This is a genomic window from Pseudomonas sp. 9.1(2019) (genome assembly GCF_009910445.1).
Classification (GTDB): domain Bacteria; phylum Pseudomonadota; class Gammaproteobacteria; order Pseudomonadales; family Pseudomonadaceae; genus Aquipseudomonas; species Aquipseudomonas paraversuta.
On record NZ_VBWF01000004.1, the window covers coordinates 182,852 to 200,937 of the forward strand.

An 18,086-nucleotide genomic window follows, 5' to 3' on the forward strand; every position below is an offset into this window, starting at 1 on the left:
TTAGCGCTTATGTGGATAAGTTGTTTGCTGTCGGCTAAGCGCTATACGGATCAAGGCTTACAGGCTTCTGATCAAAAAACACTCAATTGCTCCGGTTATCCACTGTTCGACACTCAAACCCTTTAAAAATCGGGACTTTAAAGGGTTTTCCACAGTAATGGGGGGCGGTGCATAAGTTGCGCACAATCTCTGTTGGCGGATATGTGGATAAGGTGTTTGCGGTTGCTTGCAGGCCATGTACCCCGTGGCCTGTAAGGTTTTGTACAAAAAATAGCCAATCACTGTTTTCGGGATAACTTACCCACTTCCCCACAATTGCTGTGGGTGTGACTGTGGATAAGATGTTGGTGAAGGGCTGCGGGCCTTTGATTGTATGGGGTGTAGCCAGCTGGTCAAAAAATAGCCAGTAGGAGCGAGCTTGCCTCGCGAGATTTCAACAGCTCGCGAGCAAGCTCGCTCCTACAGGTATGGTCGGACGGTTACTGGGCGAGCACGCCTTTGAGGTAGGGCGCCGGCTCCGCGCCCAGATTGCTCAACAGGCGCTCGCTGTACCAGTCGACGAAGTTGACCACGCCGAACTCATAGGTTTGTGAGTACGGCCCCGGCTGATAGGCCACGGAGTTGATGCCGCGCTGGTTCTCTTCAGCCAGGCGCCGGTCCTGGTTGTTGGTGGCGTCCCACACGTTGCGCATGCGCTCCACGTCGTAGTCCACGCCTTCTACTGCATCCTTGTGCACCAGCCACTTGGTGGTGACCATGGTTTCCTGGGCGCTGATCGGCCACACGGTAAAGACGATGATGTGGTCGCCCATGCAGTGGTTCCACGAGTGCGGCAGGTGCAGGATGCGCATCGAGCCCAGGTCCGGGTTTTTAATCCGCCCCATGAGTTTTGCGCAGCCCTGTTTGCCATCCAGGGTCATGGATACCGTGCCCTTGAGCAGCGGCATGCGCACGATGCGGTTGCGCAGGCCGAAGCTGGCGTGGGCGTAGGGGATTTTTTCCGCATCCCAGGCCGCTGCCGAAGCCGCCACATGGTCCTTGAAGGCCTGATCGGCCCGGGGATCGGTGACGTCGTCCCATTCCAGCAGGGTTTTCAGCAGCTCCGGGTGCGACGCGTTGCAGTGATAACACTCGCGGTTGTTTTCCAGCACCAGCTTCCAGTTGGCCTTTTCCACCAGGGTGGTATGAATCGCCACCTTGGTGTTTTCCATGTCGTAGGGTTCCATGTAGTGGTTCAGGGTGGCCAGGAACTCGTCGATTGCGGGCGGGTTTTCGGCCAGGCTGATAAAGATGTAGCCACCTGCGGTTTTGACATTCACCGGCTTGAGGCCGTATTGCTTCATGTCAAAGTCGGCGCCCATCTCGGTGCCGGCAAACAGCAGGCGGCCATCGAGCTCATAGGTCCACTGGTGGTAATGGCACACCAGCTTGGCAACCTTGCCCTTCTCGGAAGTGCATAGCCGCGAGCCGCGATGCCGGCATACGTTATGGAATGCATGGACCTGACCCTCGGCACCGCGAATCACGATGATCGGGTTGTTGCCCACTTGCAGGGTCAGATAATTGCCCTTGGTCGGGATCTCGCAGGTCATGCCTGCAATCAGCCACTCCTTCTGAAAGATCTCCTGCATGTCGATTTCGAACAGGCGCTCGTCGTTATAAAACGGCTGCGGCAGCGAAAAAGTACGCTCACGGCTCTGCAACATCTCGGCGGTGGCCTTGCGTGCGGGTTCCAGTGGATCGCCCAGGCTCAGGGTTGCGGTGATGTCCATCGTTGTAATCCTCATGGCCATTCTATGTGGCCGAAAGTAGCTGCTCAGGGGTGCGACGCAAGGCAAAGCAATTAACGCTATCAGTGGCGATGAGTGTGCGTTCCGGCCGGGCCGATGCCATATCTGCGGGCGACATGGCCCAATCTGTTCCCGACGCGCCAGCCCCTGTTTCAAGGGGCTGGTCGCGATAAGTATGTGAATGTCGCGAATAGGTAAATGGCCGCCCCGGGGCATGCGCAGAATCGCCAGCAAGAGGCCGGTTGTCGGCCGTGGAGAAGCCCATGTCCAACAGCTTTCTGAATCCGGTAACCACCCAGACCTGGGCCAACGGCCGACACATCGTGCGCTGCGTCAAAGTGATTCAGGAAACCTGGGATGTGCGCACCTTCTGCTTTATGGCTGACCAGCCGATCCTGTTCTTTTTCAAGCCGGGGCAGTTCGTGACCCTGGAGCTGGAAATCGACGGCGATCCGGTGATGCGCTCGTACACCATTTCCAGTTCGCCTTCGGTGCCGTACAGCTTTTCGGTGACCATCAAGCGCGTGCCGGGCGGGCGCGTCTCCAACTGGCTGCACGACACCTTGAGTGAGGGCCAGGAGCTGGCGGTACACGGCCCGGTCGGGCTGTTCAACGCCATCGACGCGCCGAGCCCCAAGGTGCTGTATCTGAGCGGCGGGGTCGGCATTACCCCGGTGATGTCCATGGCGCGCTGGTTTTACGACACCAACGCCAATGTCGACATGGTGTTTATCCACAGCGCCCGTTCACCGAAAGACATCATTTATCACCGCGAGCTGGAGCACATGGCTTCGCGCATCGACAACTTCAGCCTGCACCTGATCTGCGAGAAGCACGGCCTGGGCGAGCCCTGGGCCGGCTACCGCGGCTATTTGAATCACAAGATGCTGGAGCTGATGGCGCCCGACTTCATGGAGCGCGAGGTGTTCTGTTGCGGCCCCACGCCTTACATGAGCGCGGTCAAGCGGCTGCTGGAAGCCAACGGTTTTGACATGAGCCGGTACCACGAAGAGTCTTTTGGTGCGACCCCGCCCGAGGCCCGGGCCGATGCGGTGGAGCAGGCCGAACAGGCGGCAGATGCGCCGGAGCTGGATCTGGCGGACCTCAACCAGGTGGAGTTCACCGCGTCGGGCAAAAGTATCCGCGTGGGCCCGGCCGAAACCGTACACGCTGCGGCAGCCAAGCTGGGGCTGTTGATTCCCAAAGCCTGCGGCATGGGCATTTGTGGCACGTGCAAGGTGTTGAAGCTGGGCGGCGAAGTCGAGATGGAGCACAACGGCGGCATCACTGACGAAGACGTGGCAGAAGGCTACATCTTGTCTTGCTGCAGCGTACCCAAGGGCGATGTGCGGATTGAATTCTGATACCTGTAGGAGCGAGCTTTTTAAAACCACAGCTCGCTCCCACAGTGGGTGTTTGGGGGAGGACGGGAACAAAGATTGGAAACCACAGTCTTTAGGGGGCTTAAAGGCCGGTTGCCGCTAGCTTAGCCGGTGACTTTTCTTTATCGTACGCGCCCTCTGAAAACAGCTTGAGATCACCACCATGATGGAATCATCCCTTAGCAAACTGGAACAACTGGTCAGCGACCTGGTTCAACAAAAGCAGGAGCTGTTGGACACCAACGCTGCGCTGAACGCTGAACTGGCCCAGGCCAAAGACGACAACGAAAGCCTGCAACTGAGCCTGATGGAACAGGAAGAGAAGCAAGGTGCAACCGCTGCACGCATCCAGGCACTGGTTGAACGTGCGAGCACTGTCAGCGCATGAGCGAAGACAGAGACGGAATAAAAGTCGTCTCGATTCTGGGCAACGACTATTCGATCAAGGCGCCTGTGGGGGAGCTGCAAACCCTGGTGGCCGCATCGGTGATGTTGAACACTGCCTTGGCCGATACGAAAAGAAAGTACCCGAGCTTGATCGGGGACAAGTTGCTGGTGCTGGCCGCGTTGAATCTGTGTTCACAACAGATTGAACTCAAACAGCAGCACAAACAGGAAATCGACCGTTATCAAGAGCAAGTCAGCGCCACGGTCGAAGTGATTGAGCGGACTCTCGGGCAATCCTGAGTCTCGCAAAAAACAATCATCTTCTGTGGGCGCGAGCTTGTTCGTGAGCTGTTAGAAGCTCGCGAGCAAGCTCGCCCCTGCATTAATTTGCGCCCATCACTTCGCGGATATCCGCAGCCAGTTCCCGCACCCGCGCCTCTTCGGTGTCCCACGAGCACATGAAGCGTGCGCCGCCCTTGCCGATAAAGGTGTAAAAGCGCCAGCCCCTGGCTGTCAGCGCTGCCACAGCCGGTTCCGACAGTTGCAGGAACACGCCGTTGGCTTCCACCGGAAACATCAGCTCAACCCCCGGAATGTCACTGACCAGCTGGCTCAGCAATTGTGCGCAGTGGTTGGCGTGGCGTGAATGTTTGAGCCAGGCGTCGTTTTCCAGCAAGCCGACCCAGGGGGCTGACAGAAAACGCATTTTCGACGCCAGTTGCCCGGCCTGTTTGCAGCGATAGTCAAAATCCACTGCCAGGGCGTGATCAAAGAACAGAATCGCTTCGCCCACCGCCATGCCGTTTTTGGTCCCGCCAAAGCACAGCACATCAACCCCGGCCTTCCAGCTCAGTTCCGCAGGCGTGCACCCCAGAAACGCGCAGGCGTTGGAGAAGCGGGCGCCGTCCATGTGCAACAGCAGGCCCAGCTCCTTGCAGGTAGCGCTGATGGCGCGGATTTCTTCCGGGCGATACACGCTGCCGACTTCGGTGGCCTGGGTGATGGTGACGACCCGCGGCTTGGGGTAGTGAATGTCTTTGCGCTTGAGGGCGATTTCGCGGATCGACTCGGGGGTGATCTTGCCGTTTTCAGTACGGGCGAGCAGCAGCTTGGAGCCGTTGGAGAAGAACTCCGGGGCACCGCATTCGTCGGTTTCGACGTGGGCGGTCTCGGAGCAGATCACGCTGTGGAAACTCTGGCACAACGACGACAGGGCCAGTGAGTTGGCAGCGGTGCCGTTGAAGGCGAAGTACACCTCGCAATCGGTTTCAAACAGTTTGCGGAAATCGTTGGCGGCGCGCAGCGTCCACTCGTCATCACCATAGGAACGCTGGTGGCCGTGGTTGGCCAGCTCCATGGTGGCCCAGACTTCGGGACAGATACCGGAGTAGTTGTCGCTGGCGAATTGTTGGCTCTTGTCAGTCATTTCCCGGTTCCATGGTCGAAGATCGTGCTGCACTTTATCCAAGAATCCGGCGGGTGCACAGAATGCTCGACAGACTTCTTGTGGGAGCCGGCTTGCCGGCGATGGCAGATCAGGTATCGCCGGCAAGCCGGCTCCCACAGGGCATGAGTGATACCCGCTTTTGTCCCATGTCGTAAACGCACCTTTGTGTGGCGTCCATAGGCATTTGATCCGGGGGCGCCAGCTCTACCATCTGGCTCAAAGGGCAAGCCCTAACCGAGACCAAAGGCGCGCTGGCGCTGGGAGAACGCAATGTTCAGCAAGCAGGATCAGATTCAGGGCTACGACGATGCCTTGTTAGCGGCCATGAATGCCGAAGACCAGCGTCAGGAAGATCACATCGAACTGATTGCCTCCGAGAACTACACCAGTCGGCGCGTGATGCAAGCCCAGGGCAGCGGCCTGACCAACAAGTACGCCGAAGGCTACCCCGGCAAGCGTTATTACGGCGGCTGCGAGCATGTGGATAAAGTCGAGCAGCTGGCCATCGACCGTGCCAAACAACTGTTCGGTGCCGATTACGCCAACGTGCAACCGCACTCCGGCAGCCAGGCCAACGCAGCGGTGTATCTGGCGTTGCTCAATGCCGGGGACACCGTGCTGGGCATGAGCCTGGCCCACGGCGGTCATTTGACCCACGGCGCCAGCGTGAGTTTTTCCGGCAAGTTGTACAACGCCGTGCAATACGGCATCGACACCGCCACCGGCCTGATCGACTACGACGAAGTCGAGCGTCTGGCCGTTGAGCACCAGCCGAAGATGATCATTGCCGGGTTCTCGGCTTACTCCAAGTTTCTCGATTTTCCGCGCTTCCGGCAGATCGCCGACAAGGTGGGGGCTTACCTGTTTGTCGACATGGCCCACGTGGCCGGTCTGGTGGCGGCGGGCCTGTACCCGAACCCGCTGCCGTACGCTGACGTTGTGACCACCACCACCCACAAAACCCTGCGCGGGCCACGTGGCGGTCTGATTCTGGCCAGGGCCAACGAAGCGCTGGAGAAAAAATTCAACTCGGCGGTGTTCCCCGGCGGCCAGGGCGGGCCGTTGATGCACGTGATCGCCGCCAAGGCCGTGTGTTTCAAGGAAGCCCTGGAACCCGGCTTCAAAGCCTATCAACAACAGGTGATCGACAACGCCCGGGCGATGGCCGAGGTGTTTGTGAAGCGCGGTTACGACGTGGTTTCGGGCGGCACCGACAATCACCTGTTTCTGCTCAGCCTGATCCGTCAGGGCCTGACCGGCAAAGACGCCGATGCAGCCCTGGGCCGGGCCCATATCACGGTCAACAAAAACGCCGTGCCCAACGATCCGCAATCCCCCTTCGTGACTTCGGGCCTGCGCATCGGTACCCCGGCGGTCACCACCCGCGGTTTCAAAGTGGCGCAATGTACGGAGCTGGCCGGCTGGATCTGCGACATCCTCGATCACCTCGGCGATGCCGATATCGAGGCTGATGTGGCGCGCCAGGTAACGGCACTGTGCAAAGACTTCCCGGTTTATCGCTGAGCGCGGTTTTGGAGTAATCCCTATGCAACGGTATTCAGGCTTCGGCCTCTTCAAACACTCCCTCAGCCACCACGAAAACTGGCAGAAGATGTGGCGCACGCCGACCCCGAAAAAGGTTTACGACGTGATCATTGTCGGCGGTGGCGGCCACGGCCTGGCCACTGCTTACTATCTGGCCAAGGAGCACGGCATTACCAATGTAGCGGTGGTGGAAAAGGGCTGGCTGGGGGGTGGCAACACGGCGCGCAACACCACCATCGTGCGTTCCAACTATTTGTGGGACGAGTCGGCGCATCTCTACGAACACGCGATGAAGCTGTGGGAAGGCCTGTCCCAGGATCTGAACTACAACGTCATGTTCTCCCAGCGCGGGGTATACAACCTGTGCCATACCCTGCAAGACATCCGCGATTCCGAGCGCCGGGTCAGCGCCAACCGCCTCAACGGGGTGGACGGCGAGTTGCTGAATGCGAAACAGGTGGCAGACGAAATTCCGTACCTGGACTGTTCAAAAAACACCCGCTACCCGGTGATGGGCGCCACCGTGCAACGACGTGGCGGCGTGGCCCGGCATGACGCCGTGGCCTGGGGCTTTGCCCGGGCCGCCGATGCGCTGGGGGTGGACTTGATCCAGCAAACCGAAGTGCTGGGCTTTCGCAAGGAAAACGGGGTGTGCATCGGCGTCGAAACCAGTAAAGGTTTTATCGGTGCCAAGCGCGTAGGCGTGGTCACGGCCGGTAATTCCGGGCACATGGCACGCCAGGCCGGCTTCCGTCTGCCGATTGAATCGCACCCGCTGCAGGCACTGGTGTCGGAGCCGATCAAGCCGATTATCGACAGCGTGATCATGTCCAACGCCGTGCACGGCTATATCAGCCAGTCCGACAAGGGCGACCTGGTGATCGGTGCCGGTATCGACGGCTACAACGGCTATGGCCAGCGCGGCTCGTACCCGGTGATCGAACACACCATTCAGGCCATCGTCGAGATGTTCCCGGTGTTGTCCCGGGTGCGCATGAACCGCCAGTGGGGCGGCATCGTCGATACCACGCCGGACGCCTGCCCGATCATCTCCAAAACTCCGGTGCCGAACCTGTTCTTCAACTGCGGTTGGGGCACGGGCGGGTTCAAGGCCACACCGGGCTCGGGCAACGTGTTTGCCGCCAGCCTGGCCAAAGGCGAAATGCACCCGCTGGCTGCCCCGTTTTCCATTGACCGGTTCCACAACGGCGCCCTGATCGACGAACACGGCGCTGCCGCTGTCGCCCACTAACAGGAGAATCACCCATGTTGCACATCTTCTGTCCCCATTGCGGCGAGCTGCGTTCCGAAGAGGAATTTCACGCCAGTGGCCAGGCCCACATTCCGCGTCCGCTCGACCCTGGCTCCTGCACCGATGCCGAGTGGGGCGACTACATGTTCTTTCGCGACAACCCCCGTGGCCTGCACCACGAGTTGTGGAACCACGTGGCCGGCTGTCGCCAGTTTTTCAACGCGACCCGCAATACCCTGACCTATGAAATTCTTGAAACCTACCTGATCGGCAGCAAGCCGCAGTTCACCGAACAGGCTGCACCACTGACCACCACGGCCACTCGCGAGCTGGGAGAAAAGGTATGAGCCAGACCCACCGCTTGCCTAACGGCGGCCGCGTCGATCGCAACAAAGTGCTGACCTTCACCTTTAACGGGCAACAGTACAAAGGCTACGAAGGCGACAGCCTGGCCGCTGCCTTGCTGGCCAACGGCGTCGACGTGATCGGTCGCAGCTTTAAATATTCCCGGCCGCGGGGCATTTTTGCCGCCGGTGCCGAAGAGCCCAATGCGGTGCTGCAAATCGGCGCCACCGAAGCCACCCAGATCCCCAACGTGCGCGCCACACAACAGGCGCTGTATCAAGGGCTGGTGGCCACCAGCACCAACGGCTGGCCCAACGTCAACAATGACGTGATGGGGATTTTGGGCAAGGTTGGCGGCAAGCTGATGCCGCCCGGCTTTTACTACAAAACCTTCATGTACCCGCAGTCGTTCTGGATGACTTACGAGAAATACATCCGCAAGGCGGCGGGGCTGGGGCGTTCGCCAACCCAGAACGACCCCGATACCTACGACTACATGAACCACCATTGCGATGTGCTGATCGTCGGTGCCGGCCCGGCCGGACTGGCCGCCGCCCTGGCAGCAGCGCGCAGCGGCGCACGGGTGATAGTGGCCGATGAACAGGAAGAGTTCGGCGGCAGCCTGCTGGACAGCCGCGAAAGCCTGGACGGCAAACCGGCGATGGAGTGGGTAGCCGGGGTGATTGCGGCCCTCAAGGCGCTGCCGGACGTGTTGCTGCTGCCACGGGCCACGGTGAACGGCTATCACGACCACAATTTCCTGACCATTCACGAGCGCCTTACCGACCACCTTGGCGACCGCGCACCCATCGGCCAGGTGCGTCAGCGCATCCATCGGGTACGGGCCAAGCGCGTGGTGCTGGCCACCGGCGCGTGCGAGCGGCCGCTGGTGTATGGCAACAACGACGTGCCGGGCAATATGCTTGCGGGTGCGGTGTCGACCTATGTGCGCCGCTACGGCGTGGCTCCGGGTAAAAAACTGGTGCTGAGCACCAACAACGACCATGCCTATCGCGTGGCGCTGGACTGGCTCGACGCCAGTCAGCAAGTGGTGGCCATTGCCGATGCCCGCAGCAATCCCCGCGGTGCACTGGTCGAAGAGGCACGGGCCAAAGGCATCCGGATTCTGACCGGCAGCGCGGTGATCGAAACCCGCGGCAGCAAACATGTAATCGGTGCCCGTGTGGCGGCGATTGACCTTAAACAACACAGCGTCGCCAGCCCTGGCGAATGGCTGGAGTGTGATCTGGTTGCGACCTCCGGCGGCTACAGCCCGGTGGTGCACCTGGCCTCGCACCTGGGTGGCAAGCCGACCTGGCGTGAAGACATTCTCGGCTTTGTTCCCGGCGAAGCGCCGCAGAAACGCGTCTGCGTGGGCGGCATCAATGGCGTCTACAAGCTCGGCGACAGCCTGGCCGATGGCTTTGAAGGAGGCGTTCGGGCGGCCAGTGAAGCCGGGTTCAAGCCGGTTGAGGGCGTGTTGCCCAAAGCCCTGAACCATCATGAAGAAGCCACCCTGGCGCTGTTTCAGGTGCCCCACGAAAAAGCCACCGCACGGGCGCCGAAGCAATTCGTCGACCTGCAAAACGACGTCACTGCAGCGGCCATTGAACTGGCCACCCGTGAAGGCTTCGAGTCGGTGGAACACGTCAAACGCTACACCGCCCTGGGTTTTGGCACTGACCAGGGCAAGCTGGGCAACGTCAACGGGCTGGCCATTGCGGCGCGTTCGCTGAACGTGACCATCCCGCAAATGGGCACCACGATGTTCCGCCCCAACTACACGCCGGTCACATTCGGCGCGGTGGCGGGCCGCCATTGCGGGCACATCTTCGAGCCGGTGCGCTACACCGCGCTGCAGAGCTGGCACGTCAAGCAAGGTGCCGAATTTGAAGACGTCGGCCAGTGGAAGCGCCCGTGGTACTTCCCGCGCAATGGCGAAGATCTGCACGCGGCGGTCAAGCGCGAGTGCCAGGCGGTGCGTGACAGCGTCGGCATTCTGGATGCTTCCACCCTCGGCAAGATCGACATTCAGGGCCCGGATGCCCGGGAGTTCCTCAACCGCATCTACACCAACGCCTGGACCAAGCTCGATGTGGGCAAGGCCCGCTACGGCCTGATGTGCAAAGAAGACGGCATGGTGTTCGACGATGGCGTGACCGCCTGCCTGGCCGACAACCATTTTGTGATGACCACCACCACCGGCGGTGCGGCCCGGGTACTGCAATGGCTGGAGATCTATCAACAGACCGAGTGGCCGGAGCTTAAGGTGTACTTCACCTCGGTCACCGACCATTACGCGACCCTGACCCTGTCCGGCCCCAACAGCCGCAAGCTGCTGAGCGAAGTGACCGACATCGACCTGGACCGTGAGGCTTTCCCGTTCATGACCTGGAAGGAAGGTCTGGTGGGCGGCGTACCGGCGCGGGTGTTCCGTATCTCGTTCACCGGCGAGCTGTCGTATGAAGTCAACATCCAGGCTGACTACGCCATGGGCGTGCTGGAAAAAATTGTCGAGGCGGGCAAGCAGTACAACCTCACCCCGTATGGCACCGAGACCATGCACGTGCTGCGGGCCGAGAAGGGTTTCATCATCGTCGGTCAGGACACCGACGGTTCCATGACCCCTGACGACCTGAACATGGGCTGGTGTGTGGGCCGCACCAAAGCATTTTCATGGATCGGCTGGCGCGGGATGAACCGTGAAGACTGTGTGCGTGATCAGCGCAAACAACTGGTGGGCCTCAAGCCGGTGGACCCGACCAAATGGCTGCCTGAAGGCGCACAGCTGGTGTTCGACACCAAGCAGGCGATCCCGATGAGCATGGTCGGTCATGTGACCTCCAGCTACACCTGCGGCTCGCTGGGTTACTCGTTTGCCATGGGCGTGGTCAAAGGCGGCCTCAAGCGCATGGGCGAGCGGGTGTTCGCACCGTTGGCGGACGGCAGCGTGATCGAGGCTGAAATCGTGTCTTCGGTGTTCTTCGACCCCAAGGGCGAACGGCAGAATATTTGAATCAAGACCATCGCTGGCAGCCAGCTCCCACATGGGTTGCATTGCAAGTGTGGGAGCTGGCTTGCCAGCGATAGCGGTCGATCCTACATAACATTGCGAACGGGTGATTCATGACCACAGCCAACGTGTACCAACAACGCCCTGACTCGGGCGCGAAAGCCGAGTCATCGTTACACCACGCCAACCTCGCCGGGCTGATTGGCAAAGGCCGTAAAAATCCCGGTGTCATCGTGCGCGAGAAAAAACTTCTGGGGCATCTGACCCTGCGTGGCGACGCCAAAGACCCGGCCTTTGCCGAAGGTGTGCACAAGGCCCTGGGCCTGGAATTGCCGGTGGCCTTGAGCCTGGTGGCCAAGGATCAGACATCGCTGCAATGGATGGGCCCGGACGAGTGGCTGCTGATTGTGCCCGGTGGCCAGGAATTCGCTGTGGAACAAGCCCTGCGCGCAGCGCTGGCGGGGCTGCATATTTCGGTGGTCAATGTCAGTGGCGGCCAGCAACTGCTGGAGCTGAGCGGGCCCAACGTGCGTGAAGTGCTGATGAAGTCCACCAGCTATGACGTGCACCCCGACAACTTCCCGGTGGGCAAGGCCGTGGGTACGGTGTTCGCCAAATCGCAGCTGGTCATCCGCCATACCGGCGAAGACACCTGGGAACTGCTGATCCGGCGCAGCTTTTCGGACTATTGGTGGTTATGGTTGCAGGACGCAGCGGCGCAATACGGGCTGAGTGTCGAGGCCTGAGCAACGCGCGATCACATAACTGATTGTGGGAGCTGGCTTGCCAGCTCCCACAAGGGTTACGCCATTCCACACAATTACAAGGAACCCCCCCATGAGCCGCGCCCCGGATACCTGGATTCTCACCGCTGACTGCCCCAGCCTGTTGGGTACGGTGGATGCGGTGACGCGTTATCTGTTTGAGCACCGCTGCTATGTCACCGAGCACCATTCGTTCGATGACCAGCGTTGCGGACGGTTTTTCATTCGTGTCGAGTTCCGCCAGCCCGATGGCTTCGACGAGCACGAATTCCGCGCCGGCCTGGCCGAACGCGGCGAAGCCTTTGGCATGAGGTTCGAGCTGACCCCGCCTCACTACCGGCCCAAAGTGCTGATCATGGTGTCCAAAGCCGACCACTGCCTTAACGACTTGCTCTACCGCCAGCGCATCGGCCAGTTGTCGATGGATGTGGTGGCCGTGGTGTCCAATCACCCGGACCTTGAGCCGCTGGCCCAATGGCATGGCATTCCTTACCACCACTTCGCCCTCAACCCCGCCGACAAACCGGCGCAGGAGGCGAAGGTCTGGCAAGTGATCGAAGACACCGGCGCCGAGCTGGTGATTCTCGCCCGCTACATGCAAGTGCTGTCGCCTGAGCTGTGTCGCAAACTGGACGGCAAGGCGATCAATATCCATCACTCGCTGCTGCCCGGTTTCAAAGGCGCCAAGCCCTATCACCAGGCTTACGAGAAGGGGGTCAAGCTGGTGGGCGCCACTGCGCACTACATCAACAACGACCTGGATGAAGGCCCGATCATCGCCCAGGGGGTCGAGGTGGTGGATCACAGCCATTACCCCGAAGACCTGATCGCCAAGGGCCGCGACATCGAGGCGCAAACCCTGGCCCGGGGCGTGGGGTATCACATCGAGCGGCGCGTTTTCCTAAATGGAGGTCGTACGGTGGTGCTGTAACCGCAGCAGCCCGTTCTAAGCTGCAAGCTGCAAGTCACAGCAGACTGCTTGCGGCTTTTAGCTTGCCGCGTGCAACTGCCCTCAAATAACAACAAGGGTGAACTCGATGGCTGACAATCGCGGTGTGGTGTACCTGGGCAATGGCCAGGTGGAAGTGCAAAGCATCCCTTTCCCGAAGATGCAGAACCCGCAGGGCAAACAAATCAATCACGGCGTGATCCTGCGAGTGGTATCGACCAATATCTGCGGTTCCGACCAGCACATGGTGCGCGGACGCACCACGGCGCAAACCGGGCTGGTGCTGGGGCATGAGATTACCGGGGAGGTGATTGAGGCCGGACGCGACGTGGAGCATTTGAAAGTTGGCGACCTGGTATCGGTGCCCTTCAACGTGGCATGCGGCCGTTGCCGCAGCTGCAAGGAACAAAATACCGGGGTGTGCCTGACCGTCAACCCGGCCCGTCCCGGCGGCGCTTATGGTTACGTGGACATGGGCGACTGGGTCGGCGGCCAGGCCGAATATGTGCTGGTGCCCTATGCCGATTTCAACCTGCTCAAGTTGCCGAACCGTGACGCGGCGATGGAGAAGATCCGTGACCTGACCTGCCTTTCCGACATTCTGCCCACTGGCTACCACGGTGCCGTGACCGCCGGTGTCGGCCCTGGCAGCACGGTGTACATCGCCGGTGCAGGCCCGGTCGGTCTGGCAGCGGCGGCTTCGGCGCGACTGTTGGGCGCGGCCGTGGTGATTGTCGGCGACGTCAATCCGATTCGTCTGGCGCACGCCAAGGCCCAGGGTTTTGAAATTGCCGATTTGTCCAAAGACACTCCGCTGCACGAACAGATTGCCGAGCTGCTGGGCGAGCCCGAAGTGGATTGCGCGGTCGATGCGGTGGGCTTTGAGGCCCGTGGCCATGGGCATGACGGGGTCAAGCACGAAGCCCCGGCCACGGTACTCAACTCTCTGATGGGAGTGGTGCGGGTAGCGGGCAAAATCGGTATCCCTGGCCTGTACGTGACCGAAGATCCGGGTGCTGTGGATGCGGCTGCGAAAATGGGCAGCCTGAGCATTCGCTTTGGTCTGGGCTGGGCCAAGTCCCACAGTTTCCATACTGGCCAGACTCCGGTGATGAAGTACAACCGCCAACTGATGCAGGCCATCATGTGGGACCGGATCAAAATCGCCGACATCGTCGGCGTTGAAGTGATCAGTCTGGATGATGCTCCGCGTGGCTATGGCGAGTTTGATGCGGGGGTACCGAAGAAATTTGTGATCGATCCGCACAAACTGTTCAGCGGGGTCTGATCCCTGCACACACTGGCGCAGCGAACCGCTGCGCCAGTGATGCTTACAACGCAGCCAACGGGCCCTGGTACAACACTGGCCCGCTCGGCTGACCGGTGGTTGAGCCGCCCTTGGGCTCAAGACTCACGGCCAGCACAACATGGGGGCCAAGCAATTGCTGCTGGCTTTTGCTCAGACCGATCATACCGTCCCCGCCCGTGGGGATCAGGCCCAGTGATACAGGCTTGCCATCCACCGGAATCGCCCACAACTCCAGACTGCGCCCGGCATCGAGGGCTGCCAGTTGCAGCGGTTGAACCTGCAGATAGTCGGTGTGAGCTTCGATCCGCAAGCCCGGTAGCTCGGTGCCGCTGAGCAGGGTGGCCTTGTACTGGACGTTGTCGCGGGTATAGAGCAGGCCCACGGTGACGGCAATCAGCAAAGAGCAGATCACAGCCCCCGTGCGTAGCCAGGTCCAGAACGGACGCCTGGCCGGCACATGCAGTTTTTGTGGTTCGATGCGCGAGACGATGGCCTGCCATACGTGCTCGGGTACGGGCTGCGCAGACAGGGGTTCGGCCAGGCTGGCGAGATGGGTGTCCCACTGCGCCAGTTCGGCGCGCAAATGCGGGTCGTCCAGCAGCAGCTGTTCAAAACGTTTGCGGGCAGTGGGCGGCATCAGGCCAATGGCATAGTCGCCAGCCAGAGCCCGGCGCCGCTCGGCAGTTTGATAGTTCATGATTCGAGGCACCTGCGCAGACGTTCCATGCCCCGGCGAATCGAGGATTTGACTGTGCCCAGAGGCGCTGCCAGTTGCGTGGCCAGTTCGCTGGCACTGAAGCCATGGAAGTAGGCAATGGTAATGGTCTGGCGCTGCATGCCGTCCAGTTGCTCAAGGCAATGATTGAGGGCACGGGAGGAGCGGGCGCTGTCCAGTTGCTCATCGGCGCCCGGGGTGTCATCGGCCACGGCGTTCTGTTGCAGATCGCTTAACGGCAACTCCCGGTGTTTGCGCAGTTGGTCGATGGCCAGGTTGCGGGTGATGGTGATCATCCAGGTCAATGGCGCCGACAAATGAGCTTCATAACGTGAGGCGTTGTGCCAGATACGCACAAAGCTTTCCTGCACCACTTCTTCAGCAAGGTCGCGTCGGCCCATGCAACGCAGGGCTACGCTGTGCAAGCTGGGAGCAACGCTGCGGTAAAGGGTTTCGAAAGCGCGTCGATTGCCCAACGAGCATTGGGCCAGCAGCTGTCTCAGGTTCTCGGTGTTGGCAGTTAAAATACCGGTTCTCCCTACATGACTGGGGATGGCTCCATGCCAGTTGTCGGTTGAGATTAGTTGAGCATATAGAGTTATTCCATTCATAGCGGGGTTCCCATTGACCGGCCGCTTACCCTGGGTGCCCACCGGCCGGGCAGGCATGCACTATTCAGGCATCAGCACTTTGTCGACAGTTGCTGGCGGCAACAACCAGCCTCAGAAGGCTGGCAATCAACGGGGTTCTGATCGAGTTGCGTTTCATGGTCTGTGCCCTTGTCGGTTGGCAGGCGGTCAACAAGGTCTGTCCGTGCTTGATATACGCAGGCGAAGGCAAAGCGGATGCAGCGCGGGCAAACAATTTTTCAATTAAGATTGCGTGCCGTTTGATCCCGTAGTGGCATTTGGGAACATCTGCCGGTTTTTCGGGTCTTACACACAGTTTTGCCGTCGCGTTAATTGACGCGCGGCTCTTTGGATATAGAGGTTGATGCGATGAAAAAGTTGAGCGCAGTGGCACTGGCAACATTTATGACCGTGGCCGCAAGCCCGGTGTTTGCGGGTTTCAGCTTGAGCGATGTGGCTGGCGTCGCGGCTCAAATGCAGGGCGCCAACGGTAACGGCGCGACCACTGACAAGTCGGCACAAGCGGTACAGTTGCTGAGCAAGGTCAACGAACTTGGGGTCAAACCCGAGCAGGCGGCTGGCGGTGTTGGCGCGATGTTGAGCCTGGCGAAAAACCAGCTGACCTCAAGTGACTATTCCGAGCTGACCAAGCAAGTGCCGGGTGTTAACAAACTGGCTGGCGCCGGTGCTCTGGGTCAACTGAGCCAACTGGGCGGTTTGCTGGGCAAGACCAATGGTGTGTCCGAAACCGCGACCAGCGCTGTGAGCAACGTGGCCAATACCAGCCAGCTTGATGCTGCGTTCTCTGCGCTGGGCATGCAGGACGGAATGGTCGCCAAGTTTGCTCCGGTCCTGCTGGACTACTTCAAAGGCCAGAACGTCAGCACTTCGCTGCTGAGCAAACTGGGTAGCGCCTGGGGCGTTTAAGATCAATCGCGCTCGGCACGCAAGGTGCTGATGCGCTGATCTTTCTTGATCCAGAGCTGGTTGACCCAGCTCTGGATCTGCTGGCGAAACAGCGGATCATTCTCGTAATCCCCCTGACATAACGCCGGGTCCAGTTGGTGGATCTGAATGTCGACAATCACCTTGGGCACTTGCCCGCTGATCAATGCCCAAAAGCCCGGAATTTTTGCCTGTGGATAAACCACGGTCACATCGAGCACGGCATCCAGCTGTTCGCCCAGGGCGGCCAGTACAAACGCCACGCCGCCCGCCTTGGGTTTGAGCAGGTAGGTGTAGGGCGATTGTTGCCGGGCGCGCTTGGCCGGGGTGAAACGCGTGCCTTCAAGGTAATTGACCACGGTCACCGGCTGGCGCTTGAACAGCTCGCAGGCTGCCCGGGTGATTTTCAGGTCTTCACCTTTGAGTTCCGGGTGTCTGGCGAGGAAGGCTTTGGAGTAACGCTTCATGAACGGGTAGTCGAGCGCCCACCAGGCCAGGCCCAGAAAGGGCACCCAGATCAGTTGTTTTTTGAGGAAGAATTTGAAGAACGGCGTACGCCGGTTAAGGCCCTGCATCAGCGCCGGGATATCCACCCAGGATTGATGATTGCTGATCACCAGGTACGAGGTATCGCGGCTCAGGCCTTCAGCGCCGCGAATGTCCCATTGGGTGGGCAGGCACAGGGCGAAAATGCGTTTGTCGATTTCAGACCAGGTCTCGGCGATCCACATCACGGCCCACGAATTGTAATCGCGCAGGCGACCCGGCGAGATGAGTTTGAGCAGGGCAAACAGCATCAAGGGGCCAAACAGGATGAGGGTGTTGCACAGCAGTAGCAGTGTGACCAGACAGCCGGTGAGCAGGCGGCGCATAAGTAACTCTTGAACGTTTAATGACAGGCAATGATAAGCAGAGCCTTGCCGAACGCCAAATCGGCGTATCGACAAATGTTTCACGCGCCAGCCGCTATCGTTCAACCGACACTGTAGAAGCGGGCTTGCTCGCAATAGCATCACCACGGCAAATGAATTAAACGAGTTGCCAGCATCGCGAGCCAGACTCGCCCCTGCCGGCAGCGTCAAACCGAAGGAAACTGTCTTTATGAAGTCTGTTCTAGCCTTGCTCTCTGTATTGGCATTGCCGGTGATGGCCGCCGAGCCGACCCTGTACGGGCGCTACGAATACATCAAGTTGCCGGAAATCGGTGAAACCCTGAAAGCCAAGATGGACACCGGTGCCCTGACCGCGTCGCTGTCGGCCAAGAACATCCAGACCTTTACCCGCGATGGTGACGACTGGGTACGCTTCCAGCTGGCCACCGAAGGTGCGAGCAGCAAGGTGTATGAACACAAAGTGGCACGCATCAGCAAAATCAAAAGCCGCGCCGATGAAGACGAAGACAAGGACGCGAGCGAAAGCGCCAAGCGCCCGGTGGTCGATCTGGAAATGTGCCTGGGCAATGTCAAACGCACGGTTGAGGTCAACCTCACCGACCGCAGCAGCTTCAACTACCCGCTGCTGATCGGTGCCAAGGCGTTGCGCGAGTTCGGTGCCGCGGTTAACCCGGCCCGTCGTTATACGGCAGACAAGCCTGATTGCTGATGCAACCTGGCC

At 60.0% G+C, this 18,086-nt stretch carries 17 protein-coding genes; 12 read left to right on the forward strand and 5 right to left on the reverse strand.

Going from position 1 to position 18,086, the window contains the following annotated elements:
• Positions 1–479: 479 nt before the first annotated feature.
• A complete protein-coding gene (gene gbcA, locus FEZ21_RS05415) occupies positions 480–1,772 on the reverse strand; it encodes a glycine-betaine demethylase subunit GbcA (RefSeq protein ID WP_004419538.1) in 1,293 nt (430 codons plus the stop codon).
• A 281-nt stretch (positions 1,773–2,053) separates the two neighbouring features.
• On the opposite strand from gbcA, the gene gbcB reads away from it, so the two are divergent.
• The 3 genes from gbcB (at position 2,054) to FEZ21_RS05430 (ending at position 3,859) form a co-directional block, all read left to right on the forward strand.
• Positions 2,054–3,154, forward strand: coding sequence for a glycine-betaine demethylase subunit GbcB (gene gbcB / locus FEZ21_RS05420; RefSeq protein WP_004419536.1), 1,101 nt, complete (start codon positions 2,054–2,056; stop codon positions 3,152–3,154).
• A gap of 181 nt (positions 3,155–3,335) precedes the next feature.
• Positions 3,336–3,560, forward strand: a complete 225-nt coding sequence (locus FEZ21_RS05425) for a hypothetical protein (RefSeq protein WP_004419533.1) — start codon at positions 3,336–3,338, stop codon at positions 3,558–3,560.
• Complete coding sequence (locus FEZ21_RS05430; RefSeq protein ID WP_004419530.1) at positions 3,557–3,859, forward strand: cell division protein ZapA; 303 nt, start codon at positions 3,557–3,559, stop codon at positions 3,857–3,859. Before FEZ21_RS05425 ends, FEZ21_RS05430 begins: the two co-directional genes overlap by 4 nt.
• An 82-nt stretch (positions 3,860–3,941) precedes the next feature.
• On the opposite strand, the gene FEZ21_RS05435 is transcribed toward FEZ21_RS05430, so the two are convergent.
• Positions 3,942–4,985 carry a low specificity L-threonine aldolase gene (locus FEZ21_RS05435; protein WP_004419528.1) on the reverse strand — a complete coding sequence of 348 codons (1,044 nt, stop codon included), beginning with the start codon at positions 4,983–4,985 and terminating at the stop codon, positions 3,942–3,944.
• 291 nt (positions 4,986–5,276) lie between these two features.
• Here FEZ21_RS05435 and glyA point away from each other — a divergent pair, with 291 nt between their 5' ends.
• The 7 genes from glyA to fdhA all read left to right on the forward strand — a co-directional run bounded on the left by glyA (position 5,277) and on the right by fdhA (position 14,162).
• Positions 5,277–6,530, forward strand: a complete 1,254-nt coding sequence (gene glyA / locus FEZ21_RS05440; RefSeq protein WP_127196515.1) for a serine hydroxymethyltransferase — start codon at positions 5,277–5,279, stop codon at positions 6,528–6,530.
• Positions 6,531–6,552: 22 nt separating this feature from the next.
• The gene (locus FEZ21_RS05445) at positions 6,553–7,803 is read left to right on the forward strand and encodes a sarcosine oxidase subunit beta (RefSeq protein WP_004419522.1); all 1,251 of its coding nucleotides are present in this window, start codon (positions 6,553–6,555) and stop codon (positions 7,801–7,803) included.
• Between the two features lie 14 nt (positions 7,804–7,817).
• On the forward strand, positions 7,818–8,150 hold the full coding sequence (locus tag FEZ21_RS05450; protein ID WP_160626614.1) for a sarcosine oxidase subunit delta: 333 nt from the start codon (positions 7,818–7,820) through the stop codon (positions 8,148–8,150).
• Positions 8,147–11,164, forward strand: a complete 3,018-nt coding sequence (locus tag FEZ21_RS05455; protein WP_160626616.1) for a sarcosine oxidase subunit alpha — start codon at positions 8,147–8,149, stop codon at positions 11,162–11,164. The genes FEZ21_RS05450 and FEZ21_RS05455 overlap by 4 nt, the downstream gene beginning before the upstream one ends.
• 110 nt (positions 11,165–11,274) lie before the next feature.
• Positions 11,275–11,907, forward strand: coding sequence for a sarcosine oxidase subunit gamma (locus tag FEZ21_RS05460; RefSeq protein ID WP_004419513.1), 633 nt, complete (start codon positions 11,275–11,277; stop codon positions 11,905–11,907).
• Between the two features lie 91 nt (positions 11,908–11,998).
• Positions 11,999–12,856 carry a formyltetrahydrofolate deformylase gene (gene purU / locus FEZ21_RS05465; protein ID WP_004419510.1) on the forward strand — a complete coding sequence of 286 codons (858 nt, stop codon included), beginning with the start codon at positions 11,999–12,001 and terminating at the stop codon, positions 12,854–12,856.
• A 106-nt stretch (positions 12,857–12,962) separates the two neighbouring features.
• On the forward strand, positions 12,963–14,162 hold the full coding sequence (gene fdhA, locus FEZ21_RS05470) for a formaldehyde dehydrogenase, glutathione-independent (protein WP_160626618.1): 1,200 nt from the start codon (positions 12,963–12,965) through the stop codon (positions 14,160–14,162).
• A 43-nt stretch (positions 14,163–14,205) separates the two neighbouring features.
• Here the strand turns inward: fdhA and FEZ21_RS05475 are convergent, their stop codons facing one another.
• Both FEZ21_RS05475 and FEZ21_RS05480 read right to left on the reverse strand, forming a co-directional pair.
• Entirely contained in the window at positions 14,206–14,880 is a 675-nt protein-coding gene (locus FEZ21_RS05475; protein ID WP_160626620.1) for an anti-sigma factor domain-containing protein, read from the reverse strand.
• Positions 14,877–15,509, reverse strand: coding sequence for an RNA polymerase sigma factor (locus tag FEZ21_RS05480; protein WP_160626622.1), 633 nt, complete (start codon positions 15,507–15,509; stop codon positions 14,877–14,879). Before FEZ21_RS05480 ends, FEZ21_RS05475 begins: the two co-directional genes overlap by 4 nt.
• Before the next feature lie 387 nt (positions 15,510–15,896).
• Here FEZ21_RS05480 and FEZ21_RS05485 point away from each other — a divergent pair, with 387 nt between their 5' ends.
• Positions 15,897–16,454 carry a DUF2780 domain-containing protein gene (locus tag FEZ21_RS05485; RefSeq protein ID WP_004419500.1) on the forward strand — a complete coding sequence of 186 codons (558 nt, stop codon included), beginning with the start codon at positions 15,897–15,899 and terminating at the stop codon, positions 16,452–16,454.
• Positions 16,455–16,456: 2 nt separating this feature from the next.
• On the opposite strand, the gene FEZ21_RS05490 is transcribed toward FEZ21_RS05485, so the two are convergent.
• Entirely contained in the window at positions 16,457–17,344 is an 888-nt protein-coding gene (locus FEZ21_RS05490; RefSeq protein WP_004419497.1) for an acyltransferase, read from the reverse strand.
• Between the two features lie 229 nt (positions 17,345–17,573).
• On the opposite strand from FEZ21_RS05490, the gene FEZ21_RS05495 reads away from it, so the two are divergent.
• On the forward strand, positions 17,574–18,074 hold the full coding sequence (locus FEZ21_RS05495; protein ID WP_004419495.1) for an ATP-dependent zinc protease: 501 nt from the start codon (positions 17,574–17,576) through the stop codon (positions 18,072–18,074).
• Positions 18,075–18,086 lie beyond the last annotated feature (12 nt).